Annotated in this window: 8 protein-coding genes; 5 read left to right on the top strand and 3 right to left on the bottom strand. The window is 74.3% G+C overall.

All coding sequences use genetic code 11. The annotated features are described in order from the left end of the window. Window positions 1-197: 197 nt before the first annotated feature. The 3 genes from purB to EGX94_RS08835 form a co-directional block, all read right to left on the bottom strand. Complete coding sequence (gene purB / locus EGX94_RS08845) at window positions 198-1,631, bottom strand: adenylosuccinate lyase (protein ID WP_123826207.1); 1,434 nt, start codon at window positions 1,629-1,631, stop codon at window positions 198-200. A 12-nt stretch (window positions 1,632-1,643) separates the two neighbouring features. Continuing rightward, a complete protein-coding gene (gene purD / locus EGX94_RS08840; protein ID WP_028706272.1) occupies window positions 1,644-2,903 on the bottom strand; it encodes a phosphoribosylamine--glycine ligase in 1,260 nt (419 codons plus the stop codon). 117 nt (window positions 2,904-3,020) lie between these two features. Further along, window positions 3,021-4,073 carry an acyltransferase family protein gene (locus EGX94_RS08835; protein ID WP_021796804.1) on the bottom strand — a complete coding sequence of 351 codons (1,053 nt, stop codon included), beginning with the start codon at window positions 4,071-4,073 and terminating at the stop codon, window positions 3,021-3,023. Between the two features lie 227 nt (window positions 4,074-4,300). On the opposite strand from EGX94_RS08835, the gene EGX94_RS08830 reads away from it, so the two are divergent. The 5 genes from EGX94_RS08830 to EGX94_RS08810 are packed head-to-tail and all read left to right on the top strand — an operon-like array spanning window position 4,301 to window position 23,193. Beyond that, window positions 4,301-16,831 carry a non-ribosomal peptide synthetase gene (locus tag EGX94_RS08830; RefSeq protein WP_192962642.1) on the top strand — a complete coding sequence of 4,177 codons (12,531 nt, stop codon included), beginning with the start codon at window positions 4,301-4,303 and terminating at the stop codon, window positions 16,829-16,831. Then, window positions 16,828-18,897: a Gfo/Idh/MocA family oxidoreductase gene (locus EGX94_RS08825; RefSeq protein ID WP_021798911.1), complete on the top strand. Its 2,070-nt coding sequence runs from the start codon at window positions 16,828-16,830 to the stop codon at window positions 18,895-18,897. Before EGX94_RS08830 ends, EGX94_RS08825 begins: the two co-directional genes overlap by 4 nt. Beyond that, window positions 18,894-19,610, top strand: a complete 717-nt coding sequence (locus EGX94_RS08820) for a thioesterase II family protein (RefSeq protein WP_021798909.1) — start codon at window positions 18,894-18,896, stop codon at window positions 19,608-19,610. The genes EGX94_RS08825 and EGX94_RS08820 overlap by 4 nt, the downstream gene beginning before the upstream one ends. Then, entirely contained in the window at window positions 19,577-21,364 is a 1,788-nt protein-coding gene (locus EGX94_RS08815) for an ABC transporter ATP-binding protein (RefSeq protein WP_081660532.1), read from the top strand. Before EGX94_RS08820 ends, EGX94_RS08815 begins: the two co-directional genes overlap by 34 nt. Next, window positions 21,361-23,193 carry an ABC transporter ATP-binding protein gene (locus EGX94_RS08810; protein WP_021798913.1) on the top strand — a complete coding sequence of 611 codons (1,833 nt, stop codon included), beginning with the start codon at window positions 21,361-21,363 and terminating at the stop codon, window positions 23,191-23,193. The genes EGX94_RS08815 and EGX94_RS08810 overlap by 4 nt, the downstream gene beginning before the upstream one ends. Window position 23,194: the final 1 nt, after the last annotated feature.

Here is a 23,194-nt window from a genome sequence, read left to right as displayed (position 1 = left end):
TTTTCATATGAGTTCGAAAAACAGCCCCGCGGCACCGCTCATGCGGCGCCATGGGGATGGGTGGATCCGACGGCGCGCACGCGGGGTTGCGGATCGACGGCCGCGCCCCCGCCCGAACCTCATCCGGTCGGCGGGCGCGGCAGAACGCCGGGGCGCGCCCTCGCACCGCCCCCGCCGGGCCCTCGCCGACGCCGGGCCTACAGCAGCGCGCCGGGCCGGTAGGCGGCCGCGTCCGGGTCGGCGGCCACGATCGGCTCGATGCGGGCGACGAGCCGCCCGACCTGGTGGCGGGCCGCCCCGGTCAGCTCCAGCGGGGCGCTCACCAGCTCGGCGAGCTCGTCGCGGCTCAGCCGGAGGCGGCCGTCGGCGGCCAGCCGGTCGAAGAGCGGGTTCCCCCGGGCGCCGGTCTCGCGCAGCTCGAGGGCGACCGCCACGGCGTTCTCCTTGATGGCCTCGTGGGCGTCCTCGCGTCCGACGCCCTTGCGGACGGCCGCCATGAGGATCTTCGTCGTGGTGAGGAAGGGCAGGTAGCGGTCGAGCTCGGCGGCGATCATGGCGGGGAAGGCGCCGAAGTCGGCGAGCACGGTGAGGAAGGTCTCGAAGAGGCCGTCGAGCGCGTAGAAGGAGTCGGGCAGGGCGACGCGGCGCACCACCGAGCAGGAGACGTCGCCCTCGTTCCACTGGTCGCCGGCCAGCTCGCCGATCATCGAGGCGTAGCCGCGGAGGACGACCGACAGGCCGTTGACGCGCTCGCAGCTGCGGGTGTTCATCTTGTGGGGCATGGCCGAGGAGCCGACCTGGCCGGGCCTGAAGCCCTCGGTGACGAGCTCGTTGCCGGCCATGAGGCGGATCGAGGTGGCCAGGTTCGAGGGGGCCGCCGCGGTCTGCGCCAGGGCGGTGAGCGCGTCGAGGTCGAGGCTGCGCGGGTAGACCTGACCGGTGCTCGTGAGCACGTGGTGGAAGCCCAGGCCGGCGGCGATGCGCCGCTCGAGCTCGCCGAGCCGTTCGAGGTCGCCGCCGAGCAGGTCGAGCATGTCCTGGGCGGTGCCCATCGGGCCCTTGATGCCGCGGGCCGGGTAGCGGTCGATGAGGTCGTCGAGACGGGCGTGGGCGATGAGCAGCTCGTCGGCGCAGGTGGCGAAGCGCTTGCCGAGGGTGGTGACCTGGGCGGCCACGTTGTGGCTGCGCCCGGCGATCGGCTGGTCGGTGTAGCGGGCGGCGAGCTCGGCGAGACGGGCCAGGGCCGTCACGACGCGCGAGCGGATGAGCCGCAGGCCGTGCAGCACCTGCATCTGCTCGATGTTCTCGGTGAGGTCGCGGCTCGTCATGCCCTTGTGGATGTGCTCGTGGCCGGCCAGCGCGTTGAACTCCTCGATGCGGGCCTTCACGTCGTGGCGGGTGACGCGCTCGCGGGCGGCGATCGAGTCGAGGTCGACCCGGTCGGTCACCGTGCGGTAGTCGGCGATGACGGCGTCGGGGTCGTCGCCGCCGAAGTCGACGCCGAGATCGCGCTGGGCCTCCAGCACGGCGATCCACAGCCGGCGCTCGGAGACGATCTTGTGCTCGGGCGACCAGATGCGGCGCATCGCGTCGGAGGCGTAGCGGGTGGCCAGCACGTCGGGGACGGTCATGTTCCCTCCTTCTCAGCCCAGTCGGGCGGCGATGGCGTCGAGTCGGGCCTGCGAGGCGATGTCGGAGCGGGCGAAGCCGTCCGTGAAGTCGATCCGCGCGATGTGGGCGTACGCCCGCTCGCGGGCGTCGGCGATGTCGGCGCCGGTGGCGACGACCACGAGGACGCGCCCGCCGGCCGAGACGAGGCGGCCGCGATCGTCCAGCGCTGTGCCGGCGTGGATGACGTGGACGCCGTCCGGGGCGGGGGGCAGCCCGATGACGCAGCCCTTGACCGGGGAGCCCGGATAGCCCCTCGCCGCCAGGACGACGCCGACGCAGGCCTCGTCCGAGACCTCGGGGGCGCCCCGGTCGGCGAGCGCGCCGGTGGCGGCCGCGTGGAGCAGGGCGCCCAGGCCGGTGCGCAGACGCGGCAGGATCGCCTCGGTCTCGGGGTCGCCGAAGCGGGCGTTGAACTCGACGACCCGCGGGCCGGCCTCCGTGAGGGCGAGGCCGACGTAGAGCAGGCCGGCGAAGGGCGTCCCGAGGGTGCGCATCCGGGCCAGGGTGGGTTCGACGACCTCGGCCATGACCTGCTCGACGGTGCCGGCGGGCAGCCAGGGCAGCGGCGTGTACGAGCCCATCCCGCCCGTGTTGGGCCCCTCGTCGCCGTCGCCGACGCGCTTGAAGTCCTGGGCCGGCGGGAGCGGGACGGCGGTGGTCCCGTCGGTGATGACGAACAGGCTGGCCTCGGGGCCGTCGAGGTACTCCTCGATGACGACCCGCCCGCACTCGGCCGCATGGTCGAGGGCGGTCCGGCGGTCGTCCGTCACGACGACCCCCTTGCCGGCGGCCAGACCGTCGGCCTTGACCACGTAGGGGGCTCCGAACTCGTCGAGCGCGGCGGCGGCCTGGGCCGGCGCCGTCGCGACGCGGGAGCGGGCGGTCGGCACCCCGGCGTCGGCCATGACCCGCTTGGCGAAGGCCTTCGAGCCCTCGAGACGGGCGGCGGCCGCGCTCGGGCCGAAGCAGGCGATGCCGCGCCCGCGCACGGCGTCCGCGACACCGGCGACGAGCGGGGCCTCGGGGCCGATGACGACGAGGTCGACGCCCAGCTCGGCGGCCAGGGCCGCGACGGCCGTCCCGTCGAGGATGTCGACCCGGTGGTTCGTCGCGAAGGAGGCGGTGCCGGGATTGCCGGGGGCCACGTGGACGGCGGCGACCGCCGGATCCTGGTCGATGGCCAGGGCCAGGGCGTGCTCGCGGCCGCCGGAGCCCACGACGAGGACGGTGATGGGATCGGATCCAGAGCTCACGGCGGCAGTCTACCGGCGGGCCAGCCCGTGGTCGCGCGCTCGTCCGGCGGCGCGACGGCCCGGTCGTCCTCGTGGGGCCTCGCGGGGACGGGCCCCTCAGCCGATCACGCGGCGCGGCGCGCGCCAGAGCCACGGCAGCCAGCGCCGGGTCGCCCACCACAGGGCGATCGAGCCGGCCAGCGCCACGAGCGTCCCCGCGACGAGATGAACGGCGACGGATCCGATGCCGAGGCGCACGAGCACGATGCGGGTGGCGGCCAGGGCGAGGGTGTGGGCCAGGAAGATGACCATGGACCGGCGCCCCAGGTAGCCGACGAGACGGGAGACCGGGCGCACCCGGTCGAGCAGGATCGACAGGGCCCCGACGGCGACGACGCCGGCCCAGGCGCAGACGAGGCCCTCGCCGATGCTGACCGGGGTGCGTCCGAACTGGGTGGTCGTCGGGGCGGCGGGCCGGCCGAGGGCGACGAGGAGCCCGTAGCAGAGGGCCGACACGACGAGGACGGCGGCGACGCCGCCGGTGCCCAGACGCGCGCGGGCCCGCGCGTAACCGGCAAGGGTCACGGTGGCGGCGGCGAAGAAGAAGAAGCTCAGGCCGAGCCCCTGGAGGAAGATGCACGGCCCGAACAGGCCCCAGCAGCCGATGCTGAGCGCCGCCGCGCCGAGCAGCGAGCAGAGCCCGCGCAGCCGGGAGCGCCAGGGCTGGGCCGCCGTGACGAGCACCGTCATGACCATGATCCACGGCAGGAACCACATCTGGTTGGCCGGCCGCCACAGCGCGAAGACCGAGCCGAGGGTGCGCTCGCTGTTGACCGAGCCGGCCAGGGCGTACTGCATGAGGCCCTGGACGACGCTCCAGAGGACGTAGACCCAGGCGAAGTCGCCGAGACGGGCGCGCAGATAGCGCACCGGCCCGCGCCTGGCGAGCGCCGCCTCGACCATGAGGCCGGCGGCGGCGGCGAACAGGGCGACGTGCACCATGTAGACCGCGCGATCGGCGGCGAGGTAGGCCGACGACCCCCCGTCGACGAGGCCGGCGCTGCGGACCCCGCGAAGCACGTGCCCGAAGGCGATGCCCGTGATGGCCAGCCCGCGGGCGACGTCGACCGATCCGTCGCGCCGGTTCGCGGGCAGTGGGGGTGTGCTCACGGGGCGTGAGGCTAGCACGGGGCGGCCCCCGACGGATCGCGCGGACCGCGGAGGATGGACGCCGGAGGAGCGGGCGCGGGCCGGTCCGGCGGGACTCGCCCCTGGGCACGACGAACCAATGTTATTAAGAACAATTCTTAATTGAGAACAGGTTAGTGTATACTTATCCTCACTGTGCTGCAGGACACTTCCCGGACTCCGGATCCATACGTCGAGGAGCATGGAGCATGACCGGTTCGACGATGCATGACGACACGCTCGGCGCGCCCTCCGACGGCCGGACCACCGAGACTTCGGCGAGCCCGCGGAGCCTCCCTCTGGCGCCCATCCAACGCGCCTACACGATCGGACGCGCGACGGACCAGCCCCTGGGCGGGGTCGACTGCCTGTCCTATTTCGAATTCGTCGGCGGCAGCATCGACACGGCCGCGCTCCAGACACGGGTGGACCGTCTGCGCCGGCACCCGGCACTGCGCGCATCGATGGACCTGTCAGCGGGCCTGCTGCGCGAGAACGACCTGACCGCCCCGACGGTGGTGGTGCACGATGCGACGGCCTCGCAGCAGAAGGCCGACCGCGTCCGGAGACGGGTCCGCGACCGCCTGAACCGCAGCGTCCTGGACGTCGAGCACGGCCAGGCCTGGGCCGTCGAGGTGACCCGGGCGCCGCACGAGTCGATCATCCACATCGTCATCTCGCTGGCCGTCACCGACATCCACGGAGTCATCCGGATGATCGAGGAGCTCGCGAACGACGAGGAGCTCCCGCGCATCGGGTTCGCCGAGCTCGGGGAGAAGCTGGCCCCGCCCCGGAAACGCAGGCTGCACGCGGTCGAGGAGGACTCCGGACCGCTGCCCGAACCACCGGATCTGTGCGTGGCCTACGACAGCGTCCCCGGCACGAGGATCACCCGCCACCGCAGGAGGCTCGACAGGGAGCACTGGGAGCGCTTCGGCCGACTCGCCGCACGGCTCGGCACGAGCAAACCGGTCCTCCTGCTGACCCTCTACGAGACGATGCTGGCGCGCTGGTCGACCACCGACGAGTTCATCGTCTCGCTGCCCGGTCTGGACGTGCGTCGCAGCAGGGGCCAGATCGCCGACCGCACCCGCGTCCACGCCATCCGGGCAGCGGTCGACCCCGGCAGGGATCTCGACGAGGCGACCACGGCTGTCGCCGGGGAACTGCGCCGCCGACTGCTGAGCGGCACCAGCGCCCTCGACGAACTGCGGGAGGCCCGCGCGCACGGGCACAGCGGCATGTCGCCCTTCGTCTTCACCTACAACGCCGAGGCCCCGATCTTCTCCCCCGCCGTGACCCGCGTCCTCGGCAGGCAGGAGGTGACCCGATCCTCCACCCCGCAGGTGGCCCTCGACGCCCAGGTGATCCAGTTCGACAGCGACGGGGCGGAGATCTCCTTCGACGTGCGCGACGGCGCGCTCCGCGCGGGCGACCGCGCCGGGGCGCTCATGCTCGACAGCTTCTACGAGTCCATCGTGCGGGTCGCCGAGCTGGACCCGCAGCGGCCCTGGCCGAGCCTGGACGAGCTGGTGCGCCTGCCCGCCGAGCTGGAGGCCCGGCGCGAGGCGCTCAACTCGACCGATCCCCTGCCCGGGCGCCGACTGCACGAGCTGTTCATGCGTCACGTCGAGGAGGAGCCGCGGGCCACGGCGCTGCTGTGGCACGACGATGGGGGCGCCCACGAGATGAGCTACGGGCGGCTCGACGAGGCCGCCCGCCGGATCGCCCATCGGCTGGCACCGGTGACCCGCCCGGGCGAGCTCGTCGGCATCAGCCTGCCGAAGGGCCCCGAGCAGGTCATGGCCGTCCTCGGCGCGCTCTACAGCGGCTGCGCCTATCTGCCGTTGTCCGTCGAGCTGCCGCCGGCGCGCAGGCGGGCCATCGTCTCCTCCGCCCGGCTCGGCGTCACCATCGACCGGGGGCTCGTCGAGGCGGCGATGCGGGCCGACGCCCCCGCCGGCGACCCCGTCCGCCCGACCGGGCCCGACGACAGCGCCTACGCGATCTACACCTCGGGCTCCACCGGGGAGCCCAAGGGCGTGCTCATGAGCCACGCCGCCGCCGCCAACACGGTCCAGGACGTGGCGGGGCGGCTGGCGCTGGGTCCACGGGACCGCGTCCTGGGCGTCTCGTCGCTCGACTTCGACCTGAGCGTCTTCGACATCTTCGGCCCGCTGTCGACCGGCGGCGCCCTGGTCTGCATCGACGAGGACGAGCGCCGCGACGCCTTCGCCTGGTTGCGGCTCGTCGCCGAGCACCGCGTCACCATCTGGAACTCCGCGCCCGCCCTCGCCGAGATGCTCTGCGCGGCGGCCGGTCCGGACGAGCGGCTGCCGCTGCGGGCCTGCCTGTGCTCCGGCGACTGGATCGACCCGGGGCTGGGCGAGCGGATGGCGGGGATCGCGCCCGGCTGCGTCCTGGCCGCAATGGGCGGGGCCACCGAGGGGGGCATCTGGTCGAATCTGCACCTCGTGACCGGCCCCGACGACCTGAGCCGGGACTGGCGGGCCGTGCCCTACGGCCAGCCGCTGCGGGGCCAGGCCTACCGCGTGGCGGACCGGCACGGCCGGGACTGCCCGCCCGGGGTGGCGGGCGAGCTGTGGATCGGCGGCGCCAGCCTCGCCACCGGCTATCTGAACCGGCCCGAGCTCACCGCGGAGCGCTTCCCGACGCTCGACGGCCGACGCTGGTACCGCACCGGGGATCTGGGCATGTGGGACGAGGACCTGCTGCTGCACTTCCTCGGGCGACGCGACAGCCAGGTCAAGATCCGGGGGCACCGCATCGAGCTCGGCGACGTCGAGCAGCATCTGCGCTCCATCGACGGCGTCCGCGAGGCGGTCGTCGTGCCCACCGCCGACAGGACGGCGCTCATCGGGCTGATCAGCCCGGCGGGGGGCCACCCGGTCGATCCGGACCGGATCGTCGAGGCCCTCGCCGAGCGGCTGCCCTCCTTCATGCTTCCCCGCCGGATCAGGACGATCGACCGCATGCCGCTGTCGGCCAACGGCAAGATCGACCGCGGGAGGGCGGCCGCCATCGCCCTCGACGACCGGGAGCGGGCCGGCTCCCCCGCGCCGTCGGGGGACTCGTCGGCGCCGCCGGAGGACGACGACGCACGGCGGATCGGCGCCGCGTGGAGCCGGGTCCTGGGGGTCCCGGTCACCGGGGACACCGACTTCTTCGCCGTCGGCGGCGACTCCCTCGACGCCACGAGGGTCTGCGCGCGGCTGCGCGCAGACGGCTACGGGGTCACCGTCGCGAGCCTGTTCACCAGGCCCCTGCTGCGCGACTTCGTCGCATGCTGCCGACGGAGCGCGGCACCGTCCGAGCCGTCCCCGGACGACGCGGCGCCGCTCGGCGGGGAGGCCTTCCCCCTGTCCCCGCTGCAGCGGGGCTACGCGCTCGGGATGGACGGCCTGCCCGGCACGGTACGGGCGCGCACCCAGTACGCGGTCGTCCTGGCCGGCGACGGCCCCATCGACGGCGCCGCATTCGCCGACGCCGTCACGGCGCTCGTCCACGACTGCGCCGCGCTGCGCTGCATGCGCGAGGGCGACAGCATGCAGCGGGTGCGCGCCGACGCGCCCGTGCCCGTGCTCACCGCCAGTGGGCCCCTGCGCGAGGACCTCGAGCGCAGAAGGATCGGGGCCGGGCACGTCATCGAGGTGGTGCTGCCGGACGGCACCGCCACGCGGTGCGAGGAGATCGGGCTCCTGGTCGACTACCTGTGCCTGGACGCCCCGAGCCTGTCCCTGCTGATCGGCGCGATCTCGGAGCGCCTCAGCGGCGGCCCGGGGCGCCTCGGGAGCTCCGCCGAGGACTTCGCCCGCTTCTGCACCCGGTTGGAGCGCGCCGCCCGGGACGACGGGTCATCGGCCGCCGGCCGCCGGCTCCCCGACGGGCCGGACGTGCCCGCCCCGGGACTGTCCGGGCAGGAGGTCGGCTTCACCAGCCTGCGCGCGGCGCTCCTCCGGGACTGCCTCGCCGCCCGGCGGGCCGCCGAGCAGCAGGTGACGCTGAGCGCCCAGGTGCTGGCCGAGCTGGGGGCCGCGCTCACCGCCGCGAGCGGCCAGGAGTCGGCCACCATCACCCTGCCCATGCAGCACCGCCCCGATGACGCCCCGGAGACGGCGCTCGGCTGCTTCACCAGGCTCGGCCACTTCGTCTGCGGCCCCCGGCCGCAGCCCCGGGCCTCCCACCGGGCCATCGGCGAGGCGCTGTCGAGCACGAGGACCGGCGTGGAGGCCGGCGCGACCGGGCGGCGCAGCGCGTTCGGGGTGGTGTTCACCTCCACCCTCGGTCTCGGGGCGAGCGGGCGGACCGGGCTCCGCCCGGTCTGGTCGCTCACGAGCACCCCCGGCGTCCTCATCGACTGCCAGCTCACCCAGGGCCCCGGAGGCGCCGAGGTGCGCTGGGACCACCCCCGCGACACGCTGGACGAGGACTGGCTGCGCGCCGCCTTCGAGGACTTCTGCGCCCGCATCGGCGCCCGCCCCGAGTCCTCGGGGCGCCACCCGCGCACCGGGCGGAGCTCGGTGCACCGGCTGCTGTCGGCCGCTCTCGAGCAGCTGGGGGACGTCGACTCGGCCGTCGTCGGGGCCTGGCGCCGGGCCACGGCGGGGCACGGCCCGGCGGACGCCCCACTGGACTGGCAACCGCAGGACGCCCTGCTGCTGGCCGACTGCGCGGCCGGCCGCCGACCCGTCGAGGAGCTGCTGCGCAGCCCCAGGCTGTCACCGGTCGGGCTCATGCGCTCCCATCCCCGGACCGGCACCATCCTCCAGGGCCTCATCGGCGAGATCCGCGACGACGCCCGGTCGCGCAATCGACCGCTCGTCGTGGTCGAGCTGGGCGCGGTGGCCAAGCCCTCGGCCATGGCCGCCCTGCGCGAGCAGGGGGTCGATGCGCTGTGGGTGGTCGTCGAGCCCGACGATCTGCTGCGCGAGCAGGCGGCCCGGGAGGGCATCGACGCCGTCCGCCGGGTGCCGCCGCTCGTCGCCGACGTCGTCATCGGGCTGGGCGTGCTGCACCGCGACCGCCGTCTGCTGCACGAGCTGGCCCACGTGCGGCGCGGCCCCTCCAGCTGGGCCCTCATCGCCGAGCCCACCGAGCTCACCGCGCACGGGCTCGTCTCGGCCGGGCTGCTCGACCCGGGCCTGCTCGACGGCACGGCCCTGCACGACGGCTCGCACTGGTGGATGCGGCTCCAGCAGGCCGGCTGGTCGCCCCGCTCGGCGCGCGTGCTCGACGACGGGCTGCTCGTCGTCCGAGCCCGCGCCGGCGCCGACCGCGCCGACCCGCCCGGGACCGACGGCCCGGCCCCGCTCGGGGCCGCCACCGCCGAGCAGCCGCCGCGACCCGCTCAGGACGACGCCGGGTCGCCGGCCGCCCCTCGGCCCGGCTTCGAGAAGACGCATGCCGCGGCTCTGGCCGACGCCACCCGGCTGTGGCGCGAGAACCTGCCGCTCGGCGAGGACCCCGATCCGGGCACCGACTTCTTCGCGGCAGGCGGCGACTCCCTGCGCGCGACCCGTGTCGTCAGGGGGCTGCAGGCCCTCGGCTGGCGGCGGATCCGCATGGTGGACGTCTTCACCACGACCGATCTCGACGAGTTCGCCACCCGCATGGCCGAGAGCGGGCGCGAGGCCGCAGGCGGCGCCCCGGCCGGCCCCGACCCGACGTCCGCCGCGTACCCCCTCAACGCGGTGCAGCGCGCCTATCTGACCGGACGCGACCCCGAGCAGCTGCTCGGCGGCGTCGCCGCGCACTGCTACTTCGAGTACGAGGCCGAGCGCCTCGACCCTCACCGTCTGGAGACGGCGGTGGGCGCCCTCGTCGCCCGCCATCCCGCGTTGCGCACCGTCACGAGGAGCACCGGGAACGGGCCCGTCGCGACGGAGCTGCCGGCCGCCGACTGGCCGCTGGTCGAGTCCAGCGCCGATCCCCGGGACGAGACCCTCGCCGAGGTGACCGATCCGTCGGCCCACGGCCCGCTGACTGTGCGCGTCCACGAGCACGGGGACGGAGCCACCATCGGCATCGGCATGGACAATCTGATGCTCGACGGCGCCTCGATGATGATGGCGCTGCAGCAGCTCGGGGAGCTCTACGCCGACCCGCCCGAGCACGTCGACCCGATGCCCGGTCCCGCCGCCTACCGGAGAGCGGCCGACCAGACGGACGGGCCCGAGATCCAGCGGCTCGACCGCCGGCTCGACAGACTCCCCGCCGTGCCCCTCCTGCCCTCACGCGACCAGCTGCTGGGGCTGCGCAGCCCCTCCTTCGAGCGCGTCCGGGCCGAGCTCGACGGGCGGGACTGGCGAGCCGTCGTCGAGCGCGCCGCTGAGCTACGGGTCACGCCCGCGGCCATGACCCTGGCCGCGTACGCGGCCGAGCTGGCCGGGCTCAGCGGCCTGGACTCGGTGACGGTCAACGTCACCCGCTTCGACCGCGATCCCGCCCTGGCCGGCATCGAGCAGGTACTCGGCGACTTCACCAGTCTGAGGCTCATCCCCTGCCTGGACACGGGCGACCCGCTGCCCGAACTCGCCCGGCGCGTCCAGACCGAACTCGCCGATGCGGCGGACGACCCGGCCGCCGGCACCACCGCCCTGCAGCGGCGCATCGTCGCCCGTACCGGCGACCCGACGGCGGCCATCCACCCGATCGTGTTCACCTGCGGCCTGGGCCTCGGCGCTGCCGGGGGGACGGACGTCCCCGACCCCCGCGAGCTCGGCTTCGCCAGCCTGCGCCATGCGCGCTCCCAGACGCCCCAGGTCGTCCTCGACCTGCAGGTCTTCGCCGCCGACGACGGCCTGCACCTGAGCGCCGACCACGTCGTCCAGCTGGTCGAGCCCGCGCTGGCGCGCCGTCTCGTCGAGGGCGTCGCGAGGCGACTCGTCTCGCTCGTCGACGCCCGGCGCGGGCCCTCCCGGGCCCCGGCCGACGAGCTGACCCGGACCGTCACCGAGGCCTGGCGCGCTGCCCTGGGCACCGAGCAGGTCGACCCGACCACCGGCTTCTTCGCGGCCGGGGGCGACTCCCTGCGCGCCACCCGCTGCATCCGCGAGCTCCACGACCGCGGCCTGGGACAGGCCGGCCTGCGCATGCTGCTGGCCAGTACCGATCTGGCCGGCTTCGTCGAGCTGCTGCGGCGGGCCGGCGCGGGCCAGGACGGCGGGCACCGGACCCCGCCACCGCTCCCGGACCGCGCGGATCGGCCCGTCACGCCCGATCCCGGGGAGGCCCGGGCGGCGGGCGCCGCCGGGGCGACGTCGTCCGAGCCCGCGGAGGGCACGCCGTTCCCCCTCACCGAGGTGCAGACCGCCTACCTGGTGGGCCGCACTGGCGCCTACAGCGACGGCGGGCTGGGATGCACCGGCTACGTCGAGTTCGATCTCGACCTCGCGGGACTGGGCATCGGCGATCTGCGCGACCAGGGCGAGCGAGCCGCCGTGATGGACCGGCTCACGCAGGCCTGGGACCGGGTCTGCGCCGCCCATCCGATGCTCCGGGCCGTCATCGGCTCCGACGGCACGCAGTCGGTCCGCCCCGGCATGCAGGTCCCGATGCAGATCGAGCTCGACCCGGACGACGAGCGCGGCGAACGGCTGCGCCGCGAGCTGTCGGCCCGTCAGTACCAGATCGACTCCGACCGTCCGATGATGGACATCGTCGCGCGCATCACCGACGAGGGCGTCGTCGTGCACCTGTCGATCGACCTGCTCATCACCGACTACACCGGAATCCGCTCGCTGCTGCACGATCTCGACCGCGCGCTGGACCACCCCGATGAGCGCATCGCCCCGCCCAGCCTGAGCTTCGCCGCCTACCAGAGGCTCCGCCAGGCCCGGGCGGCCACGAGCGGGGCCCGCGCAGAGCGCGAGCGCGACCTGGCCTGGTGGCGCGAGCGGATGACCCGGGCCCCCGAGCCGTTGCGCCTCGCCGCGCCCCTCGAGAGGCCCGAGGAGGGGGCCGTCAGCCGACGCCGCAGCCATCACCTGCCCGGGCCCGCCTGGGAGGCCTTCACCGCCGCCTGCACCGAGCACGCCCTGACCCCCTCGTCGGTTCTGCTGGCGCTGCTGGGCGCCGTGGGCCGCCGCTACGGCTCCCAGGAGGAGTCGCTGGTCACCGTGACGGCCGTCCAGCGCGAGCAGCTGGCCCCCGACATGGCGCGCATCGTCGGCGACTTCACCACCGCGGTGCTCGCCCGGGTCCGATGCACGCATCACCTGCTCGAGGACGCACGGGCCACCCAGCAGGAGATCTTCGACGCCCTCGAGCACGGCTCGGTCTCGGGGCTGGAGGCATCCCGGATGATCGGGGCCCGGGACGGGGACGGGGCCCGGCGGGCACGGACCGTTCCGGTCGTCTTCACCTCGACGGTCGGCGCCAGTCCGCTGCCCGGGCCCCGTCGGCTGCGGGTCCGCCCCGGCAGTGGCATCAGCGCGACGCCGCAGGTGCTCCTCGACGTGCAGATCACCCCGGCCGGCGACGGCGTCACCGTCGACTGGGACAGCCGGGTCGGCGGTTTCGACGAACGCCTTCTCGACGAGGCCTTCGCCGACTACTGCGCCGCCGTCGACGCGCTGTGCACCGGCGATCGGTGGCCCGACGGGCCGGCACTGCCGCAGCGGGCCCCGCAGCCGGTCGAACGGGTCGGGCGCGGGTCCGCACGGCTGGAGGGCTCCGTCGTCCTGCAGGCCGACGCCGACCCGGAGGCCGTGGCGCTCATCGACGGGTCGGAGCGCCTCACCCGGGGCGAGCTCGTTCAGCGCGCCAACGCGCTCGCGACGAGCCTGCTCCACGGGGGCCTCGGCGTCGGCTCGCCGGTCATGGTGCGGCTCGGGCCCGGCGCCGGGCAGATCGTCGCCGAGCTGGGCGTCCTGCTGGCCGGCGGCTGCTTCGTCCCGATCGACCCGCAGTGGCCGCCGGCCCGGACCGCCGAGATCAGTGCCGCGCTCGCCAGCGCCTGGGGGGCCGCCCCGCTCGTCGTGGACGACGACGCCGTCCAGGCCGCCTGCAGCCCGCAGGCCCCGCCCGCCGCCGGGGCCCCGTCCGCCGTGGACGCGGGCCCCGAGGAGACCGCCTACGTCATCTTCACCTCCGGCTCCACCGGCACGCCCAAGGGCGTGGCGATCAGCCACGAGCAGGCGCTCACCACGCTCTCCGACATCGCGGGACGACTGCGTCTGGGGCCCCGCGACCGCGTCCTGGCCGTGTCCCGGCACAGCTTCGACCTGTCGGTCTTCAACGTGTTCGGCGTCCTGGGCGCCGGCGGGGCGATCGTCGTGCCGCGCTGCGGACAGTCGGCCGACCCGCAGATCTGGGCCGAGGAGATCGCGACGAACTCGGTGACCCTGTGGAACTCCGTCCCGGCCCAGCTCACGATGCTCCTGGACGAGGCCGGGGCCGCCCCGTCCAACCCGCTGGGCAGCATCCGGGCCGCCCTCGTCTCGGGCGACTGGATCCCCGTCGACCAGCCCGCACGGCTGTGGTCGCTGGTTCCGGGAGCGCGCTTCCTGGCCCTCGGCGGCGCCACCGAGGCGTCCATCTGGTCGAATCTGCACGAGGTGGCCCCTGGCGAGCACCACGAGCGGTCCATCCCCTACGGACGGGCTCTGAGCAACCAGGGCCTGTGGGTGCTCAACCCCGACGACGAGCCGACGGGCGTCGCCCAGCCCGGAGAGATCGTACTGGCCGGGGACGGCGTGGGGAGGGGCTACATCGGCGTCCCCGCGACGGCGGACGGCGCCTTCTTCACCCACCCGGTCGCCGGCGAGCGCTGTTATCGCACCGGCGACCGCGGACGCCTGCTGCCCGACGGCGAAGTCGAATTCCTGGGACGGCTGGACGAGGGGCAGGTCAAGCTCAACGGGCACCGCATCGAGCTGGGCGAGGTCGAGCGTGCGCTGCGGCTCGTCCCGGGCGTGTCCGATGCGCTCGCGGCGGTCGCCGGGGACGAGGACCGGCAGGGCCGCTTCCTGGTGGGCGCCGTCGTGGCCGAGAGCCGGGCCGATGAGTCGGACCGGCTCGTCGGACGGGCGCTGGCCGCCTCGCACGAGGCGGCGCGGATCGACGAGCAGGCCCTTCGTCGGCTGGCGGCGCTCGTCAACGACACCGTCCACGCCGTGATGGCCCACCACCTGGCGAGGGCCTGTCACGGTCCGGCCACGGTCGAGCGGATCGCCGACGCGCTGGGGGCCTCGGGCCGGATCGACCTGCTGCGCCGCTGGGTCGCCAGCCTGACCGGGGCCGGGCTGGCCAGCACCGCCCCGGACGGGACCGTCTCGTTCGGCCCGACCAGGCCGCTGGAGAGCATCTGGCCCCAATGGGACGAGGTGGAACGACTGGGCCGCGAGCAGCACTACGGCGAGAAGATGCTGGACTACGTCGGGCAGTGCCTGCGCCGGATGCCCGGACTGCTCAACGGCAGCGTCGACGCCCTGTCGCTGTTCTTCCCGCAGGGGCGCACCGATGTGGCCGCCGACTCCTACCAGGGCAATCTGGTCAGCACCTATCTCAACGGCCAGTGCTGCGCCGCGATCACCGCCATGGCGGACCGCGCCGTCCGGGACGGCCGGGCACTGCGCATCCTCGAGATCGGCGCCGGCGTCGGCGGGACGACGGCGCCGGTGGTCGAGGCGCTCGGCGGGCGGCCCTACGAGTACCTCTTCACCGACCTGTCCGAGTTCTTCCTGCACGACGCCCGACGCCGCTGGCCGCAGCTGCGCACCGCGATCCTCGACATCAACGATCCTCGGCAGATCGACGCCCTCGGCAAGGACTTCGGCAAGGACTTCGACGTGGTGCTGTCGGCCAACACGCTGCACAACGCCGTCGACATCCCCGCCTCGCTGCGCGCGCTGCACGAGCTGCTGCGCCCGGACGGGGCGATGGTGGTCATCGAGTCCACCGCGCCCCTGCCGGCGCTCATGGCGTCGATGGAGTTCAAGTTCAAGGCCGGCCCCTCGCAGATCCACGACGAGCGCCGCCTCACCGGGTCTCCGTTCCTGACCCGCGACCAGTGGGAGCGGGTGCTGGGCGAGATCTTCGCGGGCGTCCACTCCTACCCGCCACGGGGTCACGGCCTCGAGGCGGGCGCGCAGAGCATGTTCTGGGCAGGCGTCCACCGGACCGGGCTCGATCTGGAGGCGGTGAGCGCCGGCGCGGCCGAGCGCCTGCCCGCCTCGATGCGACCCCGCCGGCTCGTGGAACTGCCCGGGATCCCCCTCACCGCCAACGGCAAGCGCGACCGCAGGGCCGTCGCGGGGCTGGCGACGGGGCCGGGCGGCCCGACCGTCGACCCCGGAAGGAGGCAGGGCGCGACCGGACCGGGCACGAGAGCCCCGGATGGGCCGACGACCGCCGCGCAGGCGACGACCGCCCTCCCGGCGCCGGGGAACCCGCCGTCCGCGGCGCCCGACGCGTCCGTCGCACCGTCGCCGACCCAGGACGTGACGGCCGATCCGTCGGAACGGATCAGGATGGTCTGGCGGGAGGTCCTCAACCTCGACCCGTCGAGCGCGATCGCCGAGGACTCCGACTTCTTCGCCCTCGGCGGCGACTCACTGCTCCTCGCACGCGCCGTCGGCCAGGTCCGCAGGGCCCTGACCGATCCCGAGACGACCACCTGGGACCACGTGCTGCGCACGGTCGTCGACGATCCCACGCCGCGCGGCTTCCTGAGAGCCGTCACCGCCTCCGGTCCCGGCCCCCGGCTCCCGGCGACGCCCGGACCCGCCGTCGGGCAGGAGCGGCCGAGCGCGCCGGTCACCACGCCGGTCGACGGCCGGGGGCGGCCGAGCACGCCGACGGGCCCGACGGTCACCACGCTGGTCGACGGCCGGGGGCGGCAGGCCCGCGGGCGGCCCGTGCTGGTCCTCGTCCATGACGGCTCGGGCGGGCTGGGCCCCTACGAGGATCTGGTCGAGCAACTGCGCGCCGACGGGAGTCACGAGGCGATCGGACTGAGTCGCTCCACCGACGACGGCTATCTGCGGACCCCGCCCGAGCGGCTCTTCGGCGAGCTCGCGGACCGCTACGCCGCCGAGATCGCCGCCCGGGGCGACCGGCCGGTGCACCTGGTGGGCTACTGCATGGGCGGTCTTCTCGCCACCGGCACGGCCTCCCGGCTGCTCGCCCGGGGACTCGACGCATCGGTCACCGTCATCAGCTCCTACCGGATGCCGTTCACCGTCGGCAGCGAGCTGCTCATGGACTTCGCCCTGGCCAGGCTGCTCCACCGCGAGCCGGCGCAGGCCGGCATCGTCCTGGCCGAGGACGAGCTGGGCAGGGCCCTGACCGCCGCCCGCGAGGCCGGCAACGAGGTCATCACCGACGAGCTGCTCGCCCGCCACGGGGACCCCTCGCTGCGCGAGGCCCTGGCCCGCGCCCCGCGCACGGTCGACGAGCGGCTGGCCCTGCTGGCCGCGGACTCGGACGGCCAGTGGTCGACCGATTCGCTGAGGGGCGCCCGGCAGGTCTTCGCCCAGTCGATGGCGGCCGTCGCGGCCTGGGACGAGCCGGCCTTCCTCGGCCGGATGCAGTTCATCCGCCAGCGCGGGCGCATCGGCTTCCTGCCCGGACTGGGCGCCGACATGACCCGGTTCTGGCAGGAGCAGTGCCTCGGCGAGCTGCGCATCGACGAGGTCGAGGACAATCACTTCGACTGCCTGAGCGGCCCGCGCGCCGCGCGCATCGCCCGGCTGGTCATCGAGGAGAGCGGTTCATGAGATTCCTCGTCATCGGGGCGACCGGCACCGTCGGGCGCGCCGCGGCGGCCGAGTTGGCCCGTCTGTGCGGACGCGGGGACGCGATCGTCCTGGCGGCACGGGACCGGGAGCACGCGGAGGAGCTGGCCGCCGCGCTCGCCCCCGGCAGCCCCGCGGAGCTGTCGGCAACGACCGTGCGTCTTCCGGCGGCGCCCGACGAACCGGCGCTGGGCGGGACCGACGCGGTGCTGTGCTGCGCCGGGCCGGCGGTTCGTCTGGCGGAGGATCTGGCGCGGGGCTGCATCGAACGCGGCATCGCCTATGCGGACGCGGGCGGCAGTCGGCGCCTGCTCGACGCCCTGGACGGGCCCGCCCGCGAGCGCGCAGTACCGGTGCTGCTGGGTGCGGGCGTCCAACCGGGCCTGCTCGGCGCGATGATCCGTTGGGCGGGCCAGGAGGGATCGCGGCGGATCACCGTCCACTGCGGCGGGCGCCAGCGGCTGACGCGGGCCGGCGCCGAGGAGTACCTCGCCTCGCTGTCGAACGATCTCGGCTGGCCCCGCGGCCGGTGGGTCGACGGCTCGATCATCGCAGGCGACGACCCCGGCCGGGCCGTCCTCCCGTCGATGTACGGCCCGGGGGCCTCACGGCATCTCCATCTCGACGAGGAGTGCGCCGACGCGGCCCGGGAGCTGGCCCTCACCGAACTGACCGCCTACACCGTCATCGGCGACCCGGTCACGGCCTCGGCGCTGCGCGCGGTGATCGCCGGTGAGACGGATCTCGGCGAGGCGATCGCGGCCGCCTCCCCCGCCGAGCCCGTCTTCGCCATCCACGTGGTCGGGGAGCAGGGCGCCCTGGAGTTCTCGTGCACCGACAGCTACGCCGCCAGCGGGCGCATCGCGGCCCGCACCGTGCGCCGCATCGGCGACGAGGAGCCCGGAGCGCGCTGGGCCTCGACCAGCCCCGCCTGCGAGGACTGGCGCGAGGGGCTCGGAATACGCAGTGCGCCCGCCGTCGCAGAGCCGAGGAGAACGGGCCCCGCCGTCACCGCGCGGACGGCCGAACGGGACAACCGCCCGCGCGCGATCGTCGTCGGCGGCGGCTTCGGCGCCCACTACGCCAGGGCGCTGGCCCGGAAGGACTCCCCGGCGCGGCTCGTCGGCGTCGAGGGAAGGGGAGGCGCCCGCAGCAGGGCGCTGAGCGAGGAGCTCGCCGTCCCCCTGCTGCCCGGGGCGGACGCGGCCGAGGCCGAGCTGGCGGTCGTCGCGGTGAGCAGCGACATGATCGGCGGCCCCGGCACGGACATCGCCCGAGGTCTCCTGGAACGAGGGATCCGCGTCGTCCAGGAGCACCCCGTCGACGGGCGGATCGTGGCCGAGCTCACCCGGACCGCCCGCGAGAACGGCTCGGTCTACCTGCCCACGGGCTTCTACGAGCACCTCGACAGCTCGCGCGAGTTCGTGAGGGTCTGCACACGGCTGCGCGCCGACGGCAGGCTCATCCATGTCGAGGCCCGTACGAGCGTTCAGCTGCTCGAGCGCTGCCTGCTCGTCCTGGCCGAGGCGATCGGCGCCGCCCCCACCGGCGCGCCCTCTGCCGCCGCAGCGAGCGGCCCGGAGCGGATCCTCGTCAGCGGGCTCTGGGGGCCGACACCGGTCGATCTCATGGTGCACAACCGCTGGGACCCCGAGGACCCCGACAACCACTGCCAGCCGGATCTGCACGCCGTCGTGACGACCCTGGACGGGGAACTGCGCTGGGACCATGTGCACGGCCCGCTGCACTGGCTGCCGCGCATGCACCTGAACTCGGGGCGCCTGCACGACCCCGACTCCCCGATGTGCTCCGCACTGGGACCCGACGAGCCGATCCGCGCCCGGGAGATCCTCGGGCGCCTCTGGCCGGCCGCGATCCACCGTGCGGTGAACCGTCTGGTGCAGGCCCCAGCCGGCCGCCCGCTGGTGGACCAGCGCACCCTCCAGACCCTTGCGTGGTGGGCGCGGCTGCGCTCGGCGATGCCCATCCCGACTCCGATCGCCTCGGTCGATCCCGAGCCCCTGGAAGTGGGGCGTCCCTGCTCATGATCGTCGTCCTCGAGTTGTTCCCCCATGCCGGCGGCATGGCCCACCAGTACGCGCCCCTGAGCAGGCGTCTTCGCGGGCTGTGCGCCGGGTACGGGGCGGAGGTCGACATCCGGGTGGCCGACTACCGGGCCGACGGCCCGGCGCGCGACGTGCAGCAGATCGCGCGCTCGTGCGCCGAGGAGCTGGCCCGCGGCGACGGCCCCGTCGTCCTGGCGGGCCATTCCCTGGGGGCCTTCGTCGCCTACGAGACGGCCCTGCTGCTGGCCCCGACCTCCGGGACGCTGTCGCTGGTCGTCAGCGGTCAAGTGGCGCCGCAGCTGCACCGCGGGGGCTCGCTCCACCTGGCCTCCGACGAGGCGCTGGTCGAGGAGCTGACCCGCGTCGACGGCGGGAACCGGGAACTCTTCGCCGATGCGCAGATGCGTTCGGCCTTCCTGCCCTCGATCCGCGACGACTACCGGCTGGTCGAGACCTACACGCCCTCCGAACCGGGCGCTCCGCTCCAGCGGATCGTCGCGGTCAAGGGGGACCGGGACGGGGAGCTCGACGTCCACACGATGGCCCTGTGGCGCCGCCACGCGCGCCAGTGGTGCGGACCGATCATCGTCCCGGGCTCGCACATGCACCATCTGAATCCGCGGGGACACCTGGCGGAGATCCTGACGGGGGAGGTTTTCCGATGCCTGACAAGGCCGGTTCCGGAAACGGCATGACCGGTTCGACCGCACTGCGCGAGGTCCTGGGCCCGCACCTGAGACCGCTGGCGATCGCCGCGCTGATGCAGGTGATCGCCTCGGCCGCCTCGGTCGTTCCCCTGTGCGGGCTGCTCGTGCTCATCGGGCGCCTCACCGGGACGGCGCCGGGCTCGCCGTGGAACGCCCTGCTCGTCTTCCTCATGGGGCTGGCCTGCTCCGCGGGGCTCAACTCGCTCGCGCTGCTGGTCTGCCACTTCGTCGACACCGGCGTGCAGGCGCGGCTGCGCCGCGCGCTGGCCGACAAGATGGGACGTCTGCCGCTGTCATGGTTCGACGAGCGCTCGACGGGCCGGGTGCGCCAGCTCGTGCAGAACGACGTCGGCTCGATCCACCAGCTGGTGGCCCACACGATCGTCGACACGCTCGCCGGCGCGCTGACTCCGGCCGCCGGCCTCGTCTTCTGCCTGTGCATCGACTGGCGCCTGGGGCTGGCGAGCCTGGTCCCCTTCGCGACGTACCTGCTCCTCTACTCGTTGCTGGCCGCGCGCGGCAACCAGGAGACCGTGGCCGCCATGCACCGCGGCCTGGAGCGGGTCTCCAGCGCGATCGTCGAGTACGTCAACGGCATCGGCGTGCTGAAGATCTTCGGTCGTCCCGACGAGGGCTCGGCCCGCTTCGCCAAGGAGTCGGCCGACTTCCGCGAGGAGTTCGGCGCCCTCGTCGCACCGCAGATGCGCGCCCACGCGATCGCCGTGACGGCGATCTCGGCGCCGTTCGTCGCGCTCGTCATGCTCGCGGTGGGCGCCTGGACGGTGCACTCGGGCGCCACGAGCCCGTCGGAGGTGCTCGTGACGCTCGTCGCAGCGCTGCTCATGCCGGCCGGCTTCCAGACCCTGGCGGCCTCCGGACAGGCCCGTTCCCAGGCGATGGACGCGGCGCGGCGCATCACCGAGATCCTGCACGGCCCCGAGCTGGCGGCACCGGACCGCCCGGTCCGGCCCGACGGCACGGACATCGAGCTGCGCGGGGTGTGCTTCGGCTACGGCGAGGACGACTCGGACGCCATGGCCCTGCAGGACATCTGTCTGAGCGTGCCCGCCGGCAGCGTCACCGCCGTCGTCGGCCCCTCCGGCTCGGGCAAGTCGACCCTGGCCGCGCTGCTGGCCCGCTTCCGCGACGCCGACTCGGGCTCGATCAGCATCGGCGGGGTCGACGTCCGTGAGATCGACGAATCCGTCCTGCGCGCCACGGTCGGCACCGTGCTGCAGGACCTCCAGCTGCTCGGGATCTCCGTCGCCGACAACATCCGGCTCGGCAGGCCGCAGACCCCCATGGAGAGGGTCGTCGAGGCCGCCCGGGCCGCGGCGATCCACGACGAGATCATGGCGCTGCCGCGCGGTTACGACTCGGTGATCGGCCAGGACGCCCGTCTGTCGGGCGGCCAGGCCCAGCGGGTGTGCATCGCCCGGTCGATCCTGGCCGACGCCCCGATCCTCATCCTCGACGAGGCCACCTCGGCGACCGATCCGGAGTCCGAGACCCGCATCCAGGAAGCCCTGGACAGGCTCGCGACGGGCCGCAGCGTCGTCGTCATCGCCCACCGGCTGCACACCATCGCCGGGGCCGACCAGATCGTCGTCCTGGACCGGGGGCGCGTCGTCGAGCGGGGCACCCATGCGGAGCTCATGGCCGCCGACGGCCTCTACCGCAGCCTGTGGGACAGCGCGAACGCCTCGTCGGAGGAGACCCGGGAAGGAGCGGAGGCACGATGATCCGCAAGCTCAGCCTCATCGCGGGGCCCGGCGGCAGGAACCCGCTCGGCTCCACGATCGTCCTGGCGGTGCTCGCGGCGATCGCCCAGGGCACCGCCGCCATTCTCATCGTCCCGACCATCCGGGCGCTCTTCGCCTCGCCGACCGGCGCCGTGCGCTGGCTCGTCGTGCTGGCGGTCGCCTTCCTCGTCCAGGCGGTGCTGCTCTCCCTGGCCACCTGGGACGGCTTCAAGGGATCGCTGCGCATCATCGACGTCATGCACGAGCGCCTCGGGCATCGGCTGGTGAAGCTGCCGCAGAGCTGGTTCGACGGCCGGGCCCCGGCCAGGGCCTCGCAGATCACCGTCAGCGGCACGATGTTCGTCGCCACCGTTTCGATGGACGTCATCGTGCCCCTCATCGTCGATCTGGCCGTGCCGGCGACGATCGCCGTCGGCGCGCTGGTCATCGACCGGCGCCTGGGGCTGGCCCTCATCACCTCCTGCCTGGTCGTGTGGGTCTCGGCGCGGCTGAGCTCCTGGGCGGAGACCCGCGCCGAGGAACGGGTCCGGGTCCAGCAGCTGGACACCGACCAGCGCCTGCTCGAGTTCGCCCGCAACCAGGTGGCCCTGCGCTCGGCCGGCGTCAGAGGCACCGCCTACGAGCCGCTGGCCGACGGCATCGAGAACCAGCGCCGCGCCATGCGCAGGGCGGTCGCGGCCTCGATCACCGGTTCCATCGTGCAGAGCGTCGTCACCGACTGCGTCTTCGGGGCCACGGTCTCCCTGGCGGTGTGGCTGCTGCTCGGCGGCGCCGACACGGCCACGATGATCGCCCTCATCGGACTGGTCGCCCAGTTCATCGGCCCGCTGCGTCTGCTGGCCAGCTTCGCCGTGACGCTGCGCAAGGCCGAGGAGGAGGTCGGCGCGGTCCAGGAGCTGCTCGACACCCCGGTCATGCCCGAGCCGGACGAGCCGAGGCCCGTGCCGACCGACGCCCGGCTGAGCTTCGACGACGTGCGCTTCGGCTACGACGCGGACGCCCCGGTCCTCGACGGGCTCAGCGCGCAGATCCCGGCCCGGGCCATGACGGCCGTCGTCGGCCCCTCCGGCTCGGGCAAGACCACCATGCTGCGCCTCATCCCGCGCTTCTGGGACGTCGACTCCGGCTCGGTGCGCATCGGCGGGGTGGACGTGCGCGAGATCGGCGAGGACGCGCTGCACCGCTCCATGTCGATGATCTTCCAGGACGTCTACCTCTTCGACGACACGCTCGAGGCCAATGTGCGCTTCGGCGACCCCGAGGCCTCCCCCGAGCGGTTGACCGAGGCGATGCGCCGGGCGCGGGTCGACGAGATCGCCGAACGTCTCCCCGAGGGGGCCCGGACCCGCGTCGGCGAGGGCGGCCTGCTGCTGTCCGGCGGCGAGCGCCAGCGGGTGTCCATCGCCCGTGCGCTGCTGCGCCGGGCCCCCGTCGTCCTGTGCGACGAGCCGACGAGCGCCCTGGACTGGTCGACCCGGCGCGCCGTCCAGGACGCCCTGGAGCAGCTGCGCAGCGGCTCCACGCTCGTCGTCATCGCCCACGAGCTGAGCACGATCCGCGGCGCCGACCAGATCCTGGTGCTCGACCGGGGACGGATCGTCCAGCACGGCCGGCACGACGGGTTGATCGCCGAGGGCGGCATGTACGGCCGGTTCTGGGACGAGAGGGCCCGCTCGGCGTCCTGGCGGATCGGCCGCCACGAGGCATCCGCGGACGAGCGGACGCCCAAGGACGAGCAGACGCCCAAGAACGACCAAGCGCCCGAAGACGAGCAGACGTCCGCGGGCGAGAACGAGAACGAGAACTGAA

The organism is Propionibacterium acidifaciens, from assembly GCF_003798325.1.
GTDB classification, from domain to species: Bacteria; Actinomycetota; Actinomycetes; order Propionibacteriales; family Propionibacteriaceae; genus Propionibacterium; species Propionibacterium acidifaciens.
Note: the sequence above shows the minus strand (reverse complement) of the source record. Positions and strands in the feature narration are given on the sequence as shown.